Annotated in this window: 21 protein-coding genes; 16 read left to right on the top strand and 5 right to left on the bottom strand. The window is 59.1% G+C overall.

Features of this window, described 5'->3' with window-relative positions:
• The first annotated feature begins 100 nt into the window (after positions 1–100).
• Genes M0412_RS22090 through M0412_RS22075 form a run of 4 tightly spaced genes read left to right on the top strand, consistent with a single transcriptional unit; the run spans position 101 to position 3,517 of the window.
• On the top strand, positions 101–907 hold the full coding sequence (locus M0412_RS22090) for an alkaline phosphatase family protein (RefSeq protein WP_269702441.1): 807 nt from the start codon (positions 101–103) through the stop codon (positions 905–907).
• Entirely contained in the window at positions 904–1,728 is an 825-nt protein-coding gene (locus M0412_RS22085) for an ABC transporter permease subunit (RefSeq protein WP_269702440.1), read from the top strand. The genes M0412_RS22090 and M0412_RS22085 overlap by 4 nt, the downstream gene beginning before the upstream one ends.
• Entirely contained in the window at positions 1,725–2,519 is a 795-nt protein-coding gene (locus tag M0412_RS22080) for an ABC transporter permease (RefSeq protein ID WP_269702438.1), read from the top strand. Before M0412_RS22085 ends, M0412_RS22080 begins: the two co-directional genes overlap by 4 nt.
• The gene (locus M0412_RS22075) at positions 2,516–3,517 is read left to right on the top strand and encodes an ABC transporter ATP-binding protein (protein WP_269702435.1); all 1,002 of its coding nucleotides are present in this window, start codon (positions 2,516–2,518) and stop codon (positions 3,515–3,517) included. Before M0412_RS22080 ends, M0412_RS22075 begins: the two co-directional genes overlap by 4 nt.
• 95 nt (positions 3,518–3,612) lie before the next feature.
• Here the strand turns inward: M0412_RS22075 and M0412_RS22070 are convergent, their stop codons facing one another.
• Entirely contained in the window at positions 3,613–4,512 is a 900-nt protein-coding gene (locus M0412_RS22070) for a LysR family transcriptional regulator (protein WP_269702433.1), read from the bottom strand.
• A gap of 136 nt (positions 4,513–4,648) precedes the next feature.
• Between M0412_RS22070 and M0412_RS22065 the strand changes: the two genes are divergently transcribed.
• Together M0412_RS22065 and M0412_RS22060 are read left to right on the top strand one after the other, a co-directional pair.
• Positions 4,649–5,422 carry an SDR family oxidoreductase gene (locus M0412_RS22065; RefSeq protein ID WP_174032298.1) on the top strand — a complete coding sequence of 258 codons (774 nt, stop codon included), beginning with the start codon at positions 4,649–4,651 and terminating at the stop codon, positions 5,420–5,422.
• A gap of 186 nt (positions 5,423–5,608) precedes the next feature.
• A complete protein-coding gene (locus tag M0412_RS22060; protein ID WP_269702429.1) occupies positions 5,609–6,487 on the top strand; it encodes a hypothetical protein in 879 nt (292 codons plus the stop codon).
• Positions 6,488–6,543: 56 nt separating this feature from the next.
• On the opposite strand, the gene M0412_RS22055 is transcribed toward M0412_RS22060, so the two are convergent.
• Positions 6,544–7,572, bottom strand: a complete 1,029-nt coding sequence (locus tag M0412_RS22055; RefSeq protein ID WP_110758735.1) for a LacI family DNA-binding transcriptional regulator — start codon at positions 7,570–7,572, stop codon at positions 6,544–6,546.
• Positions 7,573–7,712: 140 nt separating this feature from the next.
• Between M0412_RS22055 and M0412_RS22050 the strand changes: the two genes are divergently transcribed.
• From M0412_RS22050 to M0412_RS22025, 6 genes are all read left to right on the top strand, one after another.
• Positions 7,713–8,747 (top strand): Gfo/Idh/MocA family protein, encoded by a 1,035-nt coding sequence (locus tag M0412_RS22050; RefSeq protein WP_269702426.1) that lies wholly within the window; start codon positions 7,713–7,715, stop codon positions 8,745–8,747.
• A gap of 11 nt (positions 8,748–8,758) precedes the next feature.
• The gene (locus M0412_RS22045) at positions 8,759–9,661 is read left to right on the top strand and encodes a sugar phosphate isomerase/epimerase (RefSeq protein WP_269702424.1); all 903 of its coding nucleotides are present in this window, start codon (positions 8,759–8,761) and stop codon (positions 9,659–9,661) included.
• 62 nt (positions 9,662–9,723) lie between these two features.
• The gene (locus M0412_RS22040; RefSeq protein WP_110758740.1) at positions 9,724–10,956 is read left to right on the top strand and encodes a sugar ABC transporter substrate-binding protein; all 1,233 of its coding nucleotides are present in this window, start codon (positions 9,724–9,726) and stop codon (positions 10,954–10,956) included.
• A gap of 113 nt (positions 10,957–11,069) precedes the next feature.
• Complete coding sequence (locus M0412_RS22035) at positions 11,070–11,972, top strand: carbohydrate ABC transporter permease (RefSeq protein WP_110758742.1); 903 nt, start codon at positions 11,070–11,072, stop codon at positions 11,970–11,972.
• The gene (locus M0412_RS22030; RefSeq protein WP_046801001.1) at positions 11,969–12,796 is read left to right on the top strand and encodes a carbohydrate ABC transporter permease; all 828 of its coding nucleotides are present in this window, start codon (positions 11,969–11,971) and stop codon (positions 12,794–12,796) included. Before M0412_RS22035 ends, M0412_RS22030 begins: the two co-directional genes overlap by 4 nt.
• Entirely contained in the window at positions 12,793–13,878 is a 1,086-nt protein-coding gene (locus M0412_RS22025) for an ABC transporter ATP-binding protein (RefSeq protein ID WP_269702419.1), read from the top strand. Before M0412_RS22030 ends, M0412_RS22025 begins: the two co-directional genes overlap by 4 nt.
• Before the next feature lie 66 nt (positions 13,879–13,944).
• On the opposite strand, the gene M0412_RS22020 is transcribed toward M0412_RS22025, so the two are convergent.
• Positions 13,945–14,625: a pyridoxal 5'-phosphate synthase gene (locus M0412_RS22020; RefSeq protein WP_269702417.1), complete on the bottom strand. Its 681-nt coding sequence runs from the start codon at positions 14,623–14,625 to the stop codon at positions 13,945–13,947.
• A complete protein-coding gene (locus tag M0412_RS22015) occupies positions 14,622–15,341 on the bottom strand; it encodes an HAD family hydrolase (protein ID WP_269702415.1) in 720 nt (239 codons plus the stop codon). Before M0412_RS22015 ends, M0412_RS22020 begins: the two co-directional genes overlap by 4 nt.
• 106 nt (positions 15,342–15,447) lie before the next feature.
• Here M0412_RS22015 and phnF point away from each other — a divergent pair, with 106 nt between their 5' ends.
• Complete coding sequence (phnF, locus tag M0412_RS22010) at positions 15,448–16,170, top strand: phosphonate metabolism transcriptional regulator PhnF (RefSeq protein ID WP_269702413.1); 723 nt, start codon at positions 15,448–15,450, stop codon at positions 16,168–16,170.
• A 17-nt stretch (positions 16,171–16,187) separates the two neighbouring features.
• Positions 16,188–16,412, top strand: coding sequence for a hypothetical protein (locus M0412_RS22005; protein WP_142842934.1), 225 nt, complete (start codon positions 16,188–16,190; stop codon positions 16,410–16,412).
• 31 nt (positions 16,413–16,443) lie between these two features.
• On the opposite strand, the gene M0412_RS22000 is transcribed toward M0412_RS22005, so the two are convergent.
• Positions 16,444–17,112 carry a transglutaminase-like cysteine peptidase gene (locus tag M0412_RS22000; RefSeq protein ID WP_142842935.1) on the bottom strand — a complete coding sequence of 223 codons (669 nt, stop codon included), beginning with the start codon at positions 17,110–17,112 and terminating at the stop codon, positions 16,444–16,446.
• Positions 17,113–17,342: 230 nt separating this feature from the next.
• On the opposite strand from M0412_RS22000, the gene M0412_RS21995 reads away from it, so the two are divergent.
• Together M0412_RS21995 and M0412_RS21990 are read left to right on the top strand one after the other, a co-directional pair.
• Entirely contained in the window at positions 17,343–18,359 is a 1,017-nt protein-coding gene (locus M0412_RS21995) for a DUF1402 family protein (RefSeq protein ID WP_142842936.1), read from the top strand.
• A gap of 110 nt (positions 18,360–18,469) precedes the next feature.
• Positions 18,470–19,120 carry a DedA family protein gene (locus tag M0412_RS21990; RefSeq protein WP_269702410.1) on the top strand — a complete coding sequence of 217 codons (651 nt, stop codon included), beginning with the start codon at positions 18,470–18,472 and terminating at the stop codon, positions 19,118–19,120.
• Positions 19,121–19,159: the final 39 nt, after the last annotated feature.

The raw sequence follows: 19,159 nt of genomic DNA, 5'->3' as shown, positions 1-19,159 counted from the left end.
CGCCCTGAAAACCGAACGACTGTTTCGCGGGCAACGAGCCCGCGGAACGTGCTAAAAAGTGCTCGGGCAAACCGAACCACAAACAGACGAGACGAAAGCGATGCACAAGACGATCTTCATCCTGCTGGATGGCCTCAGATATGCGGCGGCAAGGGATTGCCTCGGATATATGGAAGGGCTGGTAACGGCCGGAAAGGCCGGTATCCACGCCGTACGCAGCGAATTACCGTCGATTTCGCGACCGCTTTACGAAACGCTGATGACCGGACTGCCGCCGGTGGTTCATGGTGTCACCAGCAATGGTGTGGTTCGCCGCTCCCGCTTTCCCAATGTCTTCTCGCTGGCAAGCGCGGCCGGCCGCACCACCGCCGCCTCCGCCTATCACTGGTATTTCGAACTTTATAATCAGGCGCCCTTCTCCCCGGAATTCCGCCATATCGAGAATTTCGATGGCGGCATTCATCATGGCTCGTTTTATTGGGCCGATCATTATCCGGACGACCATGTCTTTGCCGATGCGGATGTTCTGCTGCGCCGACATGGCCCGGATTTCCTGCTGATCCACCCGATGAATATCGACAATGAAGGCCACAAGCATGGCGGCAGCTCGCGGGAATATCGTAACGCCGCCCGTAATGCCGGCGATCTCCTGGCGCGGTATCTGCCAGCCTGGCGCGCTGCGGGTTACAGCATCATCGTCACCAGCGATCACGGCATGAGCGATGACGGAAATCACGGCGGGCCGCATGAGACCGAGGCTCTGGTACCGTTCTATACATTCGGCGAGGCCTTTACGCCGGCTGCGGATGCGAAGCTTGCACAGACGGATATTGCCGGACTGCTCTGCACGCTTCTCGCCATTGCCGATCATGGCCTGCCCGTACCGCAAGGACTGTTATCCGCATGAGTGTGCAGAACCGCAAAATGCGGCTGCTGGCAGCGCCGTTTCTCGGCGTGATCGCCATTCTTGTCCTCTGGCCGCTGGCGAGTGTCATCACTGACAGCTTTTTCGCCGGCGGTGCGCTGTCGCTTACCAATTACCGCACCATTCTCACGGATGCCTTTTATCTTCAGTCATTCGCGACCACGACGATCATTTCGCTCATCAGCACAGGAACGGGTCTCGTTTTCGGTTTTCTGGTCGCAGTGGCGCTGCGGGCAAGGTCTGGCGGCACCCGCCGCATCGTCATGGCCTTCGCCAATATTGGCGCCAACTTCGCCGGTGTACCGCTCGCCATGGCGCTGATTTTCCTCTTCGGGCTGAACGGCATGTTCACGCTTTTGCTGAAGGAACTGGGGCTGATAGACGATTTTAACGTCTATTCCTTTACCGGGCTCATCATCGCTTACTGTTACTTTCAGGTGGCGTTGGCCACACTGCTGATCACGCCGGCGCTCGCTGCCGTCGGTCAGGATATCGAAGAGGCGGCGGCGCTGATCGGCGTCGGCAAGCTGCGTTTCTGGTTGAGGGTCGGCCTGCCCACCGTCGCGCGGCAGTTGCTGGCAATCGCCATTTTGCTCTTTGCCAATGCCATGGGCACTTTCGCGACGACCTTCGCTCTGACCGGCACAAGCATCAATGTCGTCACCATCCGCATCAGCGAACTGGTATCCGGCGATATTTTCTCCGATCCCAATCTCGCCAATGCCATCGCCATATGCCTGCTGCTCGTGTTGCTCGTGCCCATAACCGCAAGCCAGATATTGGCGGGAGAAAAGCGCCGATGACGCAGCAGGGTTTCAAAGGCACAAGCCTGTTTCTGTGGCTGATGGCGCTCATCATGATATCGCCGCTGCTGGCGACGATGTTGAATGCGGTGGCGACCGACTGGTCGGGAACCCTGCTGCCGGCCGGGCTGACGGCGGATAATTTCGTCACCATCCTGTCGGACCCGCGTTTCCATGCGGCATTGCTGCGCTCCACACTGGTTGCCGCAACCGCCCTGACGATCGCGACCCTGATCATCGTACCTGCCGTCGTCTCCGCCCATATCTACTGGCCTTCACTTGACCGCTGGTTCGCCCGGCTGGTGATCTTGCCCTATGCCGCACCCGGCATCATTCTCGTGGTCGGTTATCTCAGGATATTTTCCGCCCCACCGCTGCAGATCGGCGGCTCACCGCTGGTACTGGTGTTGACCTATGTGCCGCTCTGCTTTTCGATGTTCTACATCGCCGTGAAGAACGGCCTGCGCAACCTCGACATCAACGAGCTTCTGGATGCCGGCCGGCTGATCGGCGCGAGCGACCTCGCCATTCTGCGACGCGTCGTCCTGCCCAGCATCCTGCCGTCCATCGCGGTTGCCATCGTGCTGAATTTCGCGACGCTGTTCAGCGAATTCGTCTACGCCAAGATGCTGGTCGGCGGCAATTTCGAAACGCTGCAAATGTACATGTTCGCCCAGCGCAGCCTCAGCGGCCGCATCACCAGCGTCATCGTCATTCTCTATTTCCTGCTCATCCTTGCCTTTACCCTGATCGTCTTTCGGATGGTCCGGGAAACGGAGCGTGCATCATGACCCATCTCGCGATCCATAATATCAGCGCCATTTATGGCAACGCTACCGTTCTCGACGCTATCGAGCTTGGCATCGACACGGGTGAAATGCATGTGCTGCTGGGGCCTTCCGGCTGCGGCAAGACGACATTGCTGCGGTCCATCGCCGGCCTCGTTTCGCCTTCGTCCGGATCGATCACGCTGGACGGCCGGCGCATCGACACCCTGCCGCCGAAGGATCGCGGCATCGGCATGGTGTTCCAGCATTATGCGCTTTTTCCCAATATGACGGTGCGGCAGAACCTCGCTTTTGGTCTGGAACAGCGCCGGCTAGCAAAAAAGACCATCGACGACAAAGTCTCCGCCGCGCTGGAAACCGTTTCCCTCAGCGATCGCGCCGACCGGCGGCCGCACCAACTCTCCGGCGGCCAGAAACAGCGCGTGGCGCTTGCCCGTGCGCTGGTGCTCGAACCCAAGCTGCTTCTGCTGGACGAACCGCTTTCCGCACTCGATGCCCAGATTCGCAAGCGCCTGCGTGACGAGTTGAAACGCATTCAGCGCGAAAGCGGCCTCACCAGCATCCTCGTCACCCATGACCAGGACGAGGCCCTGTCGCTGGGCGACCGCATATCGGTGATGAATGCCGGCCGCATCGCCCAGACCGCATCGCCGCAGGAGCTTTATTACCGGCCGGCCGACCTGTTCGTCGCCGGTTTCATCGGTGACGCCAACATCATCACCGCCGAAGACATGTCACGCATCACCGGCAACCGCTTCGAGCGGACCTGCATCATCCCGCCACACGCCTTCACGATCGGCAACGCGCCGGACGGAACTGGCGTGGCCTTTACTGCCGAGGTGAAAGACATCAGCATCGTCGGCCCCACAGTCCGTTACCAGTTGGATGCGGCCGGCGTGGCACTCAAGGTCGAACATGCAAGCGCGCAGGATGCGCTTTACCCGCCGCCCGGCCAGCACGTCACCCTCACCGTCGCCGAACGTCAGCTGCATTACATCTGACCATGCGTCAACCTTGAGGCAAGGCCGGTTGCGACCGCTCTGGGTAGCAAGCCTGTTGCGAGGACGGCGGGGGCGGATTTGGCCAGCGCCGGGACCTAAAGAAGCCGTTGCCGCAACAGAGCCTCCAGCCAGTCCGCAAAAACCTGCAATCGCCGCGACAGATGCCGGCGATGCGCATAAAGCAGCGTCATCGGCATCGGTTCAGCCCGATGGGCGGGCATGACCTCAACAAGTTCACCACTCTCGATGTGCGGCCCGACATCATAAGCGGGTATCTGGATCAAACCGAGACCGGCCAGACAGCAGGCGATGTAGGCCTCGGCATTGTTGACAGTGACGCGGCCGCGCATGGAAACCGAATGCAGCGCCTCGCCTTCGAGCCATTCCCAGTTTTCCACGCGCCCGCTGGAGGGCGACGCATAATTGATGGCCCAGTGGCGGGAAAGATCATGGGGAAGCTGCGGCGTGCCGTGACGCTCCAGATAGGCGGGACTGGCGACATTGATCAGCGGCAGCTTGCCGATCGGCCTTGCGATGAGACCGGAATCGCTGAGCGGACCAACGCGCAGCACACAATCGATATTGTCCTCCACCAGATCAACGGCCCGGTCCGTCACGCCGAGGCTGATGTCGATCTGCGGGTAAAGATCGAGGAATTCCGGGAGGGCGGGTGCGATGACAAGACGACCGATCCGGCCCGGCACATCGATCCGCAGCCGCCCCGAGGGTTGCGCCGCGCTTTGCCGGAACAGGTTTTCCGCATCTTCAACATCGGCGATCAGCCGCTGGCACCGTTCGTAAAAAGCCGACCCATCCTCGGTCGGAGAAACCTTGCGCGTGGTGCGGTTGAGCAGGCGGGCGCCGACGCGTGCCTCCAGCTCCTGCACCGCCGCCGAAACCGAGGAGCGCGGAATGCCAAGCGTATCGGCGGCCCGCGTGAAACTCGCGCAGTCTACGACGCGCGCGAAGATACGGAACAGGTCGATGCGATCCAACGGACATCCCTCACTGTGCGGATTTTCTGACAAGTCATGTCAGAATGGCGGCCTTTATCACGCAATTCTAGACGATATCCTTGCGACATGAAAGCGTGGCAGTCATCGCTGCGTACCGGCAAAGGAGGCCAACCCCATGACCGATCATTCCATCAAAGGTAAAACAGTCATCATCGCCGGCGGCGCGAAAAACCTCGGCGGGCTGATCGCACGCGATTTTGCCAGCCAGGGCGCAGGCGCAATCGCCATCCACTATAACAGCCCCGCCACAAAGGCCGATGCCGAGGCAACCGTGGCGGCCGTGAAGGCAGCCGGCGCGGAGGCCGTTGCCCTTCAGGCCGATCTGACCACAGCTGGCGCGGTCGAAAAACTGTTTGCCGATGCCGTCGCCGCCATCGGCCGGCCGGATATCGCCATCAACACGGTCGGCAAGGTGCTGAAGAAACCGATCCTTGAAACATCGGAAGCCGAATATGACGAGATGACCGCCGTCAACGCCAAGTCCGCCTTCTTTTTCCTCCAGCAGGCCGGCCGCCACGTCAATGACAATGGCAAGATCTGCACCCTCGTTACCTCCCTGCTTGGAGCATTCACGCCGTTTTACGCCAGCTATGCCGGCACCAAGGCACCGGTGGAGCACTTCACCCGCGCCGCCGCCAAGGAATTCGGCGAACGTGGCATCTCGGTGACGGCGATCGGCCCCGGACCAATGGACACGCCGTTTTTCTACGGTCAGGAGACGCCGGAAGCACAGGCCTATCACAAGAGCGCAGCGGCCCTCTCCGGCTTCTCGAAGACCGGCCTTACCGATATCGAGGACATCGTTCCCTATATCCGCTTTCTCGTTACCGACGGCTGGTGGATGACGGGGCAGACCGTTCTGGTCAATGGCGGTTACACCACCAAATAACCCCGGTCGGTCTTCTTCGATGTTGTGGTGGCGAAGCGCGCAGGCGTTTTCGCCACCTTTCTTTTGGCGGGTATGATCAATTTCGACGGCTGAGGAACCATAAAAAGACGCCTGTCATATGGTCTGCATGAATATACCGATATAAAACTCCCCCATCCTGTTGACGGAGCCATTTGGGGGAAGCGGATGAATTCAGGGCGTCGCGGTGTTCTCGCTTTTTTGGGCAGCCTTGTTCTGGGCGCGCCATCCCTCGGCAAAGCAGCAAGCAAATCATCGGCCTTTGCCGAATCCCGGTCCGAATATAAACCCCGGCATGTTCTGTGTTTCCTCGGAACAGAAAAGGGTCTGGCAGCGCTCCAACAAAGCGCTCGCACCGCAGTCGACACATTTGCTGGCGATTTCAGTATCGATGAGGAATATTCGCAGGATGAACCGGACGACCGGATGGAGCGATCCTTCAATGTCTGCTGGGACCGAGTTGACCCGGACACCTATCAAGAGGCCGACGAAGAGGCGGTCGCTGGACACGGCTCGGTTCTTTATGTGCTTGGCCCGTCGATGGACGCGGAAAATGCGGTCACGACATCGGCCACGGCCCTGCAGTTCGTGCAACATATGCTTGACCACGGTGCCATCGCCGTCAAAGGCGAAAGCGCAGGCGTCGCGCATGGAGCACGGCGCTGGAAAGAGCTTTTCGAGCAGTCGCGCAGCGACGCCGCGTCAGGTGATCTGCTGGCGCTCGCCAGAACCTGCCGTCTCGCTTTTGCACGCCGACCGATCGGCGACGATGCCAACGGCATGGCAAGCGTCGGATTTCATCTGGTCGGGCTGCCTGATATCGAGGTGGGCTTCATCCGGAAAGACGAAAACCTGCCGTCAACCAATCCGGAGCAATTGAAGATCGCCGCGCTGATGGACGATATTGCCGATCAGATGGCGCGCAATGGTGTGGAAACGACAGTAACGGCTCATCATGCCACCCTGTCCAATGACATGCGGTATGAGGACGATAGTTACAAATTTAATCCGTTCGGCGTCGTGAGCATTCAAGACTACAAACTCTGACATGGAGGCGAGCCGCCGCTACCGATGCTATCGCCCTGATGCCCGGGTGCTAGCACCTAAGGTGCAAGATCACTCTCTCCCGCCACAAGCTGCATCGGCCAGATGCAATGGCGGGCCTGATCGGGATAGAAAGGCGCAAAGGCCGGCATGGTCGATAAAAGCGTCTGGGCGACCGTCACGCCAAGATCATGCAGCGACATGCGAAAACTGGTCAAGCGCGGTTCGAGAAACTGGCCGCGCGGACCATCGCGAAAACCGATGACGGCGAGATCGCGCCCCGGTTTGAGACCGACTTCGGCAAGCCGCCGATAAAGACCAACCGCCATCAACTCATAGATCAGCACGATGGCTGTCGGCCGCGGTCGCATCTGCAGCCACTCACTGGCGGCATGATATCCGCCCTGCTCGCTCGATTTTGTCCGGATAACCAGAGACGGATCGTATGTTATGCCGTTTTCCTCGAGGGCGCGTTTATAGGCCTCCAGAAAGACATAACCGAGATTGATGTCGTTATCGGCTGCCGCCACAGCGATGGTACGATGACCTGCGGCCACCAACCGGTTGACGGCGCTTTTCGCCACGCCTTCGAAATCGAGATCGATCCAGGCATGGTCCGTGCTGGACGAGGTGCGGCCGAGCGCCACAAAAGGCAGACGGGTCTGTTTCAGGAAATCAACACGCTTGTCGATCCGACGGGTCGAGGAAATGATCATCGCGTCAACCATGCGGCGCGCCACCATGCGCTTTAGATATTCGTCCGGATCTTCCTCCCCCGGACAGGGAAGAACGATCAGATCGAGATTGTGGCCTGAAAACACGCTTTGCAGGCCATCCGTCACGCCCATGAAGAAGTTATCGGAATTCTCTACCGTCTGCGCGTCGCTGCCGGTCATCAGGCCGATGACATTGGTGGTGCCTTGCCGCAGGCTGCGCCCCGATTGATTGGCGACATAACCAAGCTTTTCCGCCGCTTCCAGAACGCGACGGCGCGTTTCCTCGTTCACATCGGGCTTGCCGTTGAGGGCACGGGAAACGGTGCCTATCGATATCTCCAGATAATCGGCAAGCTGACGGATTCCTTTCATGCATTCCCCTCCCAAACCGGATGCGCAATCAACGCGCCCCTTTTACGGTCTTGACATATCTAACATCATCGTCATAGTCTCGTAAACGTTTACGACGCTTTGCGCAAAGAGGAGTTTGCGAAAGAGTCCGGGGAGATGAGATGACATTCAACGCCGTTTTATGCGGGTGCGGAGCCATGGCCAAAGGCTGGCTGCGCGCCATTCAATCCACGCCGGAGATCGCCGGCGCGATCAGGATCGCCGGGCTGGTTGATCTGAACGAGGGCACGGCCCGCGCACTTGCCGAAGAATTCGGGCTTGCGGACGCGGTCATCGGCACCGATCTCCGTGAGGTGCTGGCGCAAACAAAAGCAGACATATTATTTGACGTCGTCATTCCGCAGGCGCGCTTTGCCGTGGTCGCGGCAGGCCTTGAGGCCGGGTGCCATGTGCTCAGCGAAAAGCCGCTTGCGGCATCGATGGAAGAGGCTGCAAGCCTGGTGGAACTTGCCAAAAACGCCGGAAAAGTCCACGCGGTGGTGCAAAATCGGCGGTTCGTGGCGGGTATCCGGCGTTTACGACGCGCCGTGGAAGACGGCATCATTGGCGATTTGACGGCCATTCATTGTGATTTTTTCCTTGGTCCTCATTTCGGCGGCTTCCGTGAAGAGATGAAGAACGTCCTGCTTCTCGACATGGCGATCCATACCTTTGACGCAGCCCGTTTTGTCGCCAATGAAAAGCCCCTCTCCGTCTTTTGCGTGGAAAAGAACCCGGCCGGTTCCTGGTATGCCCACGGGGCAAGTGCCAATGCCATTTTTGAGTTCTCCAACGATGTCGTCTTCACCTATCGTGGCTCATGGTGCGCCGAAGGTGAAAGAACCAGCTGGGAAGCCCGCTGGCGGCTGATCGGCTCGAAGGGAATGATCCTCTGGGATGGTGAAGACGGTTTCTCGGCTTCGGTGGCGGGTGATGAACAGGGCCTCTTGCGAGGCTTCACGACCGTAAACGTTTCCGATACCGTTTCTGAACGGGATACACGCGGCCACGCCAGCGTCATTCTGTCATTCCTGGAGTCCATCCGTACCGGCCGGATGCCGGAGACAGCCTCTTTCGACAATATCAACAGCCTTGCCATGGTGATCGGCGCGATTGAAAGCGCCCGCCTTGGTCAGCGTGTTTCCATTGCAGCATAAGGACTGAAGACGTGAGCAATCCGGCAAAATCCATCCGTATCGGCACCATGGTCAGCGCCACCAAGGGACAGGCGGCTGAGCGCATCGGCGAGATAGCCGATCTCGGCTTTGAAAGCTTCGAGCCGTTCTTCTGGCAGACGACCAACGGTCAGGACATCGCTGAACTCGGCAAGCGCTGCCGCGAGGCGATCGGCGAACGCGACATCACCATCAGCACGCTCGGCATGTTCGGCAATCCGCTGGAAGAAACCGAGATCGACCTGCAGACATTGCAGGGCTGGAAAGACTGCATCGACAATGCCCATCATTTTGGCGCCACCTGCGTTGCGGGTTTCACCGGCCGGTTGCGCGGCAGGCCGCTGCCGGAAAGCCTGCCACGATACAGGGAAATCTGGAGCGAGCTTGCAAAACGCGCCGCCGACAAGGGCGTGAAGATCGCCTTTGAAAACTGCGCCATGGACGGCAACTGGCAGACAGGCGACTGGAACATCGCCCACAACCCGGACGCCTGGGAACTGATGTTCAACGAAACGCCGGATGACAATATCGGCATCGAATGGGAACCCTGCCACCAGATGGTCTATCTCATCGATCCGCTGCCTCAGATCCGCAAATGGGCGGACAAGATTTTCCACGTGCATGGCAAGGACGCGACCATCCGCTGGGACGTCATTCGCGAGCACGGCATTTTCGGCAAGGAGAAGTTCGTCTTCATGCGCACGCCGGGCTTTGGCGACAGCAACTGGACCGACATTATTTCCGAACTGCGCCTTGCCGGCTGGTCCGGCTCCATCGACATCGAAGGCTGGCATGACCCCGTTTATCGCGATGCGCTGGAAATGACGGGCCAGGTGCATGGTCTGAACTATCTGAAAAAATGCCGCGGCGGCGATTTCGTCGTCGACCCGACATAACGGAAACCTTTGGGGAGAAGATTTCCGAAAACTGCAGCGACGATAACCAAAAGGAGGAGATTATGGGTATCGCGAAATGCATGATGGCCGGCGCATTTGTGCTGGCGGGCGTATCCGCCGGCGCGATTGCCGCCCACGCGGAGGACGTGACATTGACCTTGTGGTCGCTGGATCGTGATATCCAGCCGGCGCCGAACCTCATAAACGAGTTCAACAAGCTCAATAACGGCATCAAGATCGAATATCGGCAATTGCAGTTTGATGATGTGGTGAGCGAAGCGATGCGCGCCTATTCGACCGGCAATGCGCCCGACATCATCGCCATCGACAACCCCAACCACGCCATGTTCGCCGCCCGCGGCGCCTTTCTTGACGTGACCGACATGATCGCCAAGTCGGATGTCATCAAGACGGAAAACTATTTTCCCGGGCCGCTGAAATCGGTGATGTGGGACGGCAAATATTTCGGCGTGCCGAAGGCGACGAACACGATTGCGCTTTATTACAACAAGGACCTGTTCAAGGCCGCCGGGCTCGATGCGGCAAAACCGCCGCAGACCTGGGACGAGCTGGTGGAAGCGGCCCGCAAGCTGACCAACCCTTCAAAGAACGTCTATGGCATCAGCTTCAGCGCCAAGGCCAATGAGGAAGGCACCTTCCAGTTCCTTCCCTGGGCGCAGATGGCGGGCGCAACCTACAAGAACATCAATACCGAGGGTGCCGTCAAAGCGCTCGAAACGTGGAAACTGATGCTGGATGAAAAGCTGGCGTCACCTGACACGCTGACGCGCAGCCAGTGGGATTCCACCGCCACCTTCAACGCCGGCAATGCCGCCATGGTCATTTCCGGCCCATGGGAAATCGACCGCATGCTGAAGGACGCCAAGTTCGACTGGGGTGTTGCCCTGCTGCCGGTGCCTACACCGGACGCCCCCCGGTCTTCGGCCATGGGCGATTATAACTGGGCGATTTTCTCCAAGACCAAGCACCCGGAAGAGGCCTTCAAGGCCATCGAATTCTTTGCGTCTCAAGACAAGGACATGTTCAAGAACTTCGGTCAATTGCCGGCGCGCTCGGATGTTCCCGTGCCGCCAACCGGCAATGCGCTGAAGGATGAGGCGCTGAAGACCTTTGTCGAGCAGCTGAAATATGCGCAGCCACGTGGCCCCTCACCCGAATGGCCGAAGATTTCCAAGGCCATTCAGGACGCCATCCAGGGCGCCCTGTCGGGACAGATGACGCCGAAAGCCGCGCTCGATCAGGCCGCTGAAAAGATAAAGCTGGTCGAAGGCTGATTGGATGGACGGGCGAGCGGAATGTCCGACGCCCATCCGCAGGGTTCCTCCCGGTGGGGTCGCCTGTCGCAAAATGCGGCGGCGGCCCCAAGCGGAGCTTGCGAGGATGTTTCATGAAAAAACTGTTTTCCAGCGTCAGTGACGGTCGCGGTTTCGACATCGTCCTTGTCGCCCTGCCCTTGGGCTTCCTGTTCGTCATGGCGGGTCTACCGCTCATCTACAACATTGTCATGAGCTTTCAGGAAGTCGACATGTTCAGCCTGGGCACCTTCGTGCGTCCGTTTGTCGGCTTCAAGAATTACGTCGATCTGTTCCGGCAGCCGGAAACCCTGCCGATCCTGATGAACACCGTCACCTTCGTGGTTGCCTCGATTGCCGGTCAGTTCGCCATCGGTTTCGGTCTGGCGCTGTTCTTCTGGGTGAATTTTCCGGGCGCCACCTGGCTGCGCGGCCTGTTCCTCGTGTCCTGGGTCATGCCCGGCCTCGTCGTCGGCGCCATCTGGAACTGGATCCTGTCCGGCGATTTCGGTGTGCTGAATTTCTTCCTGCGGGAAAGCGGCCTGATTTCAGGCAATATCTTCTGGCGTTCGGATGCGAATTTTTCGCTCTGGGCCGTCGTCATCGCCAATGTCTGGCTCGGCACCTCCTTCAACATGATCCTGCTTTCCGTCGGTCTTGCCTCAATTCCCGGCGATCTTTACGAGGCGGCGGAGCTGGACGGGGCGAACGCCTGGCAACGCTTCTACACCATCACCCTGCCGATGATGCGCTCCACCATCGGCGCGATCGTCTCGCTCGGGCTGATCTTTACCCTGCAGCAATTCGATCTTTTCGCCGCCATTACCGATGGTGGACCGAACAACAGCTCCAACGTGGCGCAATATTGGGCCTGGGACCTGTCGTTCCGGCAATATGATTTCGGCAAGGGCGCAACGATCTCCGTCATCATGATCGTCTTCGTCATGCTGGCTTCCATCGTTTATGTGCGTTCCACACGGCATGAGGTGCGCGGATGAGCACCACCAACCGCAATCGCCTGATGCTGGCAATCGCCATCGTGCTCGCCATCATCTACCTCTTCCCGCTTTACTGGATGTATCTGACCTCGCTTAAAAGCGGCTCGGAGATGTTCGCCAACCCGCCCGGTTTCTGGCCGACAGACCCGCAATGGCAAACCTATGCCTATGTCTGGCAAAGCCGCAACATGGGCCGATATCTGTGGAATTCGGTGCTGATCGCCTCCGGCGCCGTGCTGTTGATCACCATTCTCGGTGTCGGTTGCGCCTATGTGCTGGCCCGCTATCGCAATGTCTGGGTGGATATCGGTCTCTTTCTCATCCTCATGCTGCAGGTTCTGCCGGCATCGCTGATGATCACACCGATCTTCGTCGGCTTCTCGCAATTCGGGCTTCTGGATTATCCGCGCCTTTCGGTCATTCTCGCCATTGCGGCAAAAAGCATGCCCTTCTTCGTGGTCCTTGTGCGCGCCACCTTCATGGCCGTGCCGCAGGAGCTGGAAGAGGCGGCGCTGGTGGACGGCAATTCCCGCGTCGGCGCATTTTTCAACATCGTGCTGCCGCTTGCCAGAAACGGCATTCTCGTCAGCGCCATCCTCATCTTCATGCAGGCATTTGGCGAATTCGTCTATTCGAAATCGATGATACAGGCGGCCGAATTGCAGCCCGCCAGCGTCGGCCTCAATTCCTTCATGGGCCCTAATACCAGCGAATGGAACAACATCATGGCCTATGCGACCATGTATGTGACGCCCATTCTCGCCCTCTTCATTCTCTTGCAGCGCCGCATCGTTTCCGGCCTGACCTCAGGAGCACTCAAATGACCCTTCAGATCGAACTTTCCGGCGTCAACAAATATTACGGCGCCTTTCATGCCCTGAAAAATATCGACCTTTCCATCAAGAAAGGCACTTTTGTCGCACTTGTCGGCCCTTCCGGCTGCGGCAAATCCACCCTTTTGCGTTCGCTCGCCGGGCTGGAGACCATATCGGCCGGCGACATGCGCATTGCCGGCACGCTCATGAATGGCGTGCCGCCCCGCAAGCGCGATGTGGCCATGGTGTTCCAGTCCTATGCGCTCTACCCGCATATGACGGTGGAGGAAAACCTCACCTATTCCCTGCGCATGCGCGGCGTCGCCAAGGCCGAGGCCCGCAAGGCGGCAGAAGAAGTTGCCGCCACCACGGGTCTTTCAAAGCTGATGAAGCGTTATCCGCGTGAACTTTCCGGCGGCCAGCGCCAGCGCGTGGCCATGAGCCGGGCGATCATCCGCAATCCGCAGGCTTTCCTGTTCGACGAGCCACTTTCCAATCTCGATGCGGCGCTGCGCGTCCATATGCGCAAGGAAATTCGCGCGCTGCACGACCGCCTGCACGCCACCTCGGTCTATGTTACCCATGACCAGATTGAGGCGATGACCATGGCCGATCATGTCGTCGTCATGCGCGATGGCATTATCGAACAGCAGGGCACGCCGCTGGAATTATACGATCGCCCGGTCAATCGTTTCGTGGCGGGCTTTATCGGTTCACCGGCGATGAATTTCATTCCGGCCACCGTCAGCCCGGATGGCGGTTCGCTTCTGTTGCGGTTCGGCGAAGGTGAGCCGCCGCAGCCGATCAGCAATCCGGCCGCCCTGCCGCCGGGCCAGCAACTGATCGTCGGCATCAGGCCGGAACACATAAGGCCCACAGCGGCAAATGGCGCGGCACTGACGCTGCCCGTTTCCGCCGTGGAAACCACCGGCTCGGCCACCTTCCTCACAACCGGCACATCCACGGAACTGATCATCGCGGTGCAGGGACGCAGCGAGGTCAAAGCCGGCGAGGTCATAGGCCTCGATATCAACCCGTCCGATATGCATCTCTTCGATGAAGAAACAGGCGTCGGTCTCGCAAGCCGATAAGCCGAAGACAAGCAAAACACCGGACCGTTGGCAAACCAAAACGGTTTCCAACAGTCCGGGTCGGTTTCACGGCCAGAGAAGAGACCTGTCCCAGGTCGCGCTGTCTCCGGAGAGAACATATCGCAGCCGCTTGTGATTGCGGTCGGATGCCCCCTGCCAGAACTCCGCGACAACAGGCGCAACGGCATAGACACGCCATCCCGGGGAAACATAATCCGGATTGGCCGCGATGAGTGCCTGCGCCTCGGCCATGCGGCTTTCGAGGCCCTCGCCCGCTTCCAGAATTTCGCTTTGCCGCGAGGCGATGGCGCTGGCCCGCGAACTGACGGGCCGGTCGAGAAAATCTTCCGCACATTCACTGTCAGAAAGCATGATTGCGGGGCCACGCAGGCGGACCTGCCGTCCGAGCGCCGACCAGTAGAAGGTCAAAGCGACATGCGACCTGTTTTCGATCTGCCGCCCCTTGGGGCTCTCGGCCTTAACCGCAAAATGCCAGCCGCGTTCATCGAGGTTTTTCAGGATCAGCATGCGGGCATCGGGCCAGCCATTCTCGTCCACCGTGGACAAGGTCATGGCGTGCGGCTCGCGGATGCCGGCATTGAGGGCATCGTGCAGCCACAGGGCGAAAGCGTCCTGCGGCGTATCGGGCAGCGCAAGCGGATCACACTCCGGAAGCGGCGCTTTCAGCGACGGGATTTGGCGCAGCGTGTCTTTCATCGACAGGGCGATGGCCTCGGAACATGTCATGGTCTGTTCTCCTCTAAAATAATGGCGGGAATGGCGAAAAGCTCAGTGACCGAAAGTCCGGGCCCCAGGCCTTCAGGTCGCAGCAAGATGGTCGAAAGACCGGCGGCGCGACCACCGGCAATGTCGGCATGGGGATTGTCACCGATCATCCAGCAAGCACGATGCGGTGCCAGAACCCCGGCCACATGACGAAAAAGCGCGACCGAGGGCTTCTCAAGGCCGATCTGCCCGGAGGAAAAGACATGATCCATGTAACCGGAGAGCCCGATGCTTTTCACCAGTGAATGCAGTTCTGGCGCAAAATTGGACAGGATCACATGACGCCAGCCGGCATCAGATAATTGCCCCAGCACGGGCATCGCCTGCGGATCGACTTCCCAGCCGATGGGATCGAGATAGATCTCACGCGAGCGTTCTGCGACTTCCGCCGCCATGCTTCTGTCCATGCCCAGCGCCACGAGCGCTGCTTCGGCTGCGGTGAGAATGGCGCGCCACCACCCTTCCGCATCTTCCACGAAGGCATGTGCGAGTTCCGCCCGATGCCAGGGAAACGCCCCGGACAAAAACGGACGGATATTGTCAGCCATGCCGAGGAAGGCGGGATCGGCCAATCCCGCTGCGGCCTCCAGCGCGCCGGTATAACGTCCCCTGCGAACGGCAAGGGTGCCCTCAAAATCCCAAACAATGTAGCGATAACGCGAAATACTGGTATTCATGCGAACAACCGGGATGAATGAGTTATAGATGGAATAAACCTCGTTTTAGAGGTATATACCTTTAAACTCATTCATGTGACATCTGCAAGACAATCGGACGCCGCGCATGGACAACGGAACATCAGAAACACAGTCGCTCTGGCGGCAGGTCGCCACCGCACTGCGCGGGCGGATCGAACAGGGGCAGTTGAAGCCCGGCGAAAAAATTCCCTCCAGCCAGGACATCGCACGAGAGTTCAACGTCAACCGTATGACCGCACGCCGGGCGCTGGCATCACTGGAAGAACAAGGCCTGCTGCGTATTCTGCACGGCAGCGGCACTTTTGTCAGCGAAGCGCCGATCCCTTACGTCGTTGGCCGCCGCATGCATTTCGACCGCAATCTTGAAGCCGTGAATGCGCGCCCGGAACGCAAACTGCTGCGCTGGTGGCTTGAACCGGCGACGGAAGACGTTGCGACAGCTCTTGGTCTCGGTGCAAAAGCGCCGCTGATTGCCCTGGAAATCAGCGCTTACGCCAACGGCCACCCCATCGGCATCGGCACGCGCTTTTGTTGCGCGACACGATTTTCCGGTTTTCCGGAGATTTTCGAGGAACTTGGATCGATCAGCGAAACGCTGAAACGGTTCGGCGTGGATGATTATCACCGTGCAAAAACAATCGTCGTCGCAAGACTGCCCGCTCCTCACGAACATCATTTCCTCAAATCATCCAAATCCCTGCCGGTCCTCGCCTATACCGCGATAGACCAGACGACGGACGGCAACCCGATATCCTGCTTCATCGGCTGCTTCTCGTCACAAGCGATCGAATTGCATATCACCGACTGAATATCGGGGAAACGCGAATGAAACGGAACATGAAGACCTGCCTTTTTATTGGCATGGCCGCCCTCCTGGCATTTGCCGCTTTCCAGCTGAAGGATTTTCACATCGGCATAGGGGAGCGCGCCATGGGCGGCTATGATGGTTCCTCCACCGACCCTGAAGCAGCCTCCGATGCTGCGCGCGAAGCAAGGGAGGCGGCAGCACGCGCAGAAGCCGCAGTCGACGCCCTGAAACGCCAGGACTAGGTGTTGCAGCAGGCTCCCGGAAACCGCTGGTTCAGCGGTTCCTGAACAGATCGATGATGTTACGGCGCGCGGTGGTTGCGGGCACGGCGGTGCCGCGATCGACCTCCCGCGCGGCGATGGCCGGCGAACCGGAGCCATCAATATCCACCCAGCGACCGGCATGATCGGTGGATTGACGCTTGAGATAGCTATAGGGCGTCTCGTCCCAGCGGAGGATTTTCGGCTTCATATTGTCGAGAATGAAATCGCCGCGATCCGTCCTTACCGTGAGGACCGCATGACCATCGCCCCGCTCGTCACGGACAACGGTGATCAGCAGGTTGGAGGCCGGCAGACCGATATCCATCAGCCGCTTGCGCTTTTCCAGCACGAGGTCGTCGCAATCCCCCGCACCCTTGTAGGGATATTCCCAGTAGTCCTCGTGGCCCCACACTTCCATGTCGGAGCGCTGATCGATTTCGACATTGACGGCGCTGTTGACCGAAACCATGGTTTTCCAGTTGTCGGGCGTGAGATGAAGCGGCGGCATGGCCTTCACGGGCTGACACTCCGCCGAATGCCGCTGGCAGAATTCATAATGTCCAACCGGCTGGGAAGTGATCGCGCCCGTCGACATCGACGGCGAAGCCTCTGCCGGTGAAAGCAGACCGGCCACGGTCAGAACAAAACATGCCTGCAGCAATTTGTTGAAATAGCTCATGTTCATCTCCTGATGACATGACCTATCGCTGCCGGTTTGAGTTCAAATGAAACAAACCGCTCGACTTTTAACGATCCCGAAAATTGGCGAACCTGCTACCGCCGGGTCGTGCGACACCCTTCGTAATCGCCAAGAACGGGAATGTGAGCGGCGGCAAACTTGCCATGCGGGGATGGCCTGCCTAAGAAAGACACACCACCACGATGAATCCCCGTTACAGAGAATGTTGCATGAGCCTGTTTGCGAAGATCACCCGCACAGCCACCGTCATCATGACACTGGCCTGCCTTCCTTCTTACGCCGTCGCGCAGCAGATGACTGTCGTTCCTCCCGGTAATCGCTCCGCCGAGCAGCCGGAAATACCACGCGCTTCGGCGATCCGGACCAAGGCTTTCTACACGACCTACGAGGAAAAATTCGGCAAGACGATTAACCTCCTGAACAGCGAGCCCGCCCTTCTCAGCAAGATCAGGAAGGCAGCAGCGGCCTATGGCATCGACCCGATCCACATTGTCGGTGCCATCGTCGGTGAGCACACCTTCAACGTCTCGGCCGTGGATCGCCTGCAGACCTATTACGTCAAGGCCATTTCCTACGCCGAACTCGATATCAAATTCAGTTATAATGGCGTTTCCCTGAAGTCATTCCTCCAGCGGCCGGAATTCCGGTCCTGCGAGCCGCTTGCCACCACCTCCGAACAATGGAGTTGCCGCGATACCGTCTGGGACGAAGATTTCCGCGGCAAGGTGGTGGATGGCGCCAGCTACGAGGCCATCTCGTTCCAGCGCGCCTTCTTCCAGCCCTTTTATGCCGGGCAGACCTTCGGTCTTGGCCAGATCAGCCCGCTGACGGCGTTGCAGGTCAGCGATCTCGTCAACAAAACGAGCGGCCTGCCGAAACTCTCGGCGGACAGGCCGAAGGAAATCTACCGTGACGTCATGGACCCCGACCGCAGCATCATCTACATCGCCGCCATCATCAGAGATTCCATCGATGCCTACCGGGAAAAGGGCTTCGACATCTCGGGCAATCCCGGCATTACCGCGACGCTCTATAATGTCGGCCAGCCAAGGCGGCGCGCCGAACGGCTGCGGGTGGCGGTGGATGCGGGCGCAAAAACCCGCCTGCCGGTTGAAAATTACTATGGATGGCTGATCAACGACCGCCTCGCCATCCTGAAAAACATTCTTGATGGCAAGGGCGTCGACCAGCGAACGACATCGGACATCGGCGAGAAAACGCGATAGCGACCGTTCCGTCGCCACCTCGTCAATCCTTGAGTGAGCCGGCCATCGCGTTGGTTATGGTTCGGACGGCGATAACAATTTCGTCATCTTGAATATCTGCGGAGTTCGATTTGGACAGTCTTCTCGAAACAACAGAAACCTTCATTCGCACACATCAGACATGGGCGGGTGTGATTGTCGGCTTCATTGCCTTCGGGGAATCGATCGTCATTCTCGGGCTCATAATTCCGGCCACGGCGCTGATGCTTCTGATCGGCGGGCTGGTCGGCAGCGGCGTCATCGACCCCTTTCCCGTGGTCACGGGAGCGATCCTCGGTGCGGTACTTGGCGACATCGTATCCTACATGATGGGCAAATGGCTGGGGCCGAGCGTGGTCCATCGATGGCCATTGCGGCACTATCGCGAACGGGTCGCTCGGGTGCGGCTCTTTTTCCGGAAATATGGCTTCTTTGCCGTGTTTTTCGGCCGTTTTTTCGGACCTTTGCGCTGCACGGTTCCTCTGGTCGCGGGCATGATCGGCATGGATCAGCGCCGCTTCCAGGCCGCCAATATCACCTCCGCCATTCTCTGGGTGCCGGTGCTGCTTGCCCCTGGCTGGCTCGCGGCAAAGGGCGCCGAACAGTTTGGCGAACTCACCGAAGTCCACTGGCTGGGCCTTGCGGTTCTGGCGACGGCAATCGCAATTCTGATCGCCTTTGTCGGCGCCTTGATCACGCGACGCATGACCCCCGCGAGGAAGAGGCCAAGCCGCGCGCGGTGATGGCGCAGCGCCGGCAGATTTCGCCGTTCTGCAAGCACC

This window comes from Agrobacterium sp. O3.4 (genome assembly GCF_041414895.1).
GTDB lineage: Bacteria > Pseudomonadota > Alphaproteobacteria > Rhizobiales > Rhizobiaceae > Agrobacterium > Agrobacterium cucumeris.
This window is presented reverse-complemented; position numbering and strand designations above follow the sequence as displayed.

What these genes read in the sequence shown, in the direction of transcription:
- M0412_RS22090 (WP_269702441.1), top strand. Translation starts at nt 101, where the DNA reads ATGCACAAGACGATCTTCATCCTGCTGGATGGCCTCAGATATGCGGCG.
- M0412_RS22085 (WP_269702440.1), top strand. Translation starts at nt 904, where the DNA reads ATGAGTGTGCAGAACCGCAAAATGCGGCTGCTGGCAGCGCCGTTTCTC.
- M0412_RS22080 (WP_269702438.1), top strand. Translation starts at nt 1,725, where the DNA reads ATGACGCAGCAGGGTTTCAAAGGCACAAGCCTGTTTCTGTGGCTGATG.
- M0412_RS22075 (WP_269702435.1), top strand. Translation starts at nt 2,516, where the DNA reads ATGACCCATCTCGCGATCCATAATATCAGCGCCATTTATGGCAACGCT.
- M0412_RS22065 (WP_174032298.1), top strand. Translation starts at nt 4,649, where the DNA reads ATGACCGATCATTCCATCAAAGGTAAAACAGTCATCATCGCCGGCGGC.
- M0412_RS22060 (WP_269702429.1), top strand. Translation starts at nt 5,609, where the DNA reads ATGAATTCAGGGCGTCGCGGTGTTCTCGCTTTTTTGGGCAGCCTTGTT.
- M0412_RS22055 (WP_110758735.1), bottom strand. Translation starts at nt 7,572, where the DNA reads ATGAAAGGAATCCGTCAGCTTGCCGATTATCTGGAGATATCGATAGGC.
- M0412_RS22050 (WP_269702426.1), top strand. Translation starts at nt 7,713, where the DNA reads ATGACATTCAACGCCGTTTTATGCGGGTGCGGAGCCATGGCCAAAGGC.
- M0412_RS22040 (WP_110758740.1), top strand. Translation starts at nt 9,724, where the DNA reads ATGGGTATCGCGAAATGCATGATGGCCGGCGCATTTGTGCTGGCGGGC.
- M0412_RS22035 (WP_110758742.1), top strand. Translation starts at nt 11,070, where the DNA reads ATGAAAAAACTGTTTTCCAGCGTCAGTGACGGTCGCGGTTTCGACATC.
- M0412_RS22030 (WP_046801001.1), top strand. Translation starts at nt 11,969, where the DNA reads ATGAGCACCACCAACCGCAATCGCCTGATGCTGGCAATCGCCATCGTG.
- M0412_RS22025 (WP_269702419.1), top strand. Translation starts at nt 12,793, where the DNA reads ATGACCCTTCAGATCGAACTTTCCGGCGTCAACAAATATTACGGCGCC.
- M0412_RS22020 (WP_269702417.1), bottom strand. Translation starts at nt 14,625, where the DNA reads ATGACATGTTCCGAGGCCATCGCCCTGTCGATGAAAGACACGCTGCGC.
- M0412_RS22015 (WP_269702415.1), bottom strand. Translation starts at nt 15,341, where the DNA reads ATGAATACCAGTATTTCGCGTTATCGCTACATTGTTTGGGATTTTGAG.
- phnF (WP_269702413.1), top strand. Translation starts at nt 15,448, where the DNA reads ATGGACAACGGAACATCAGAAACACAGTCGCTCTGGCGGCAGGTCGCC.
- M0412_RS22005 (WP_142842934.1), top strand. Translation starts at nt 16,188, where the DNA reads ATGAAACGGAACATGAAGACCTGCCTTTTTATTGGCATGGCCGCCCTC.
- M0412_RS22000 (WP_142842935.1), bottom strand. Translation starts at nt 17,112, where the DNA reads ATGAGCTATTTCAACAAATTGCTGCAGGCATGTTTTGTTCTGACCGTG.
- M0412_RS21995 (WP_142842936.1), top strand. Translation starts at nt 17,343, where the DNA reads ATGAGCCTGTTTGCGAAGATCACCCGCACAGCCACCGTCATCATGACA.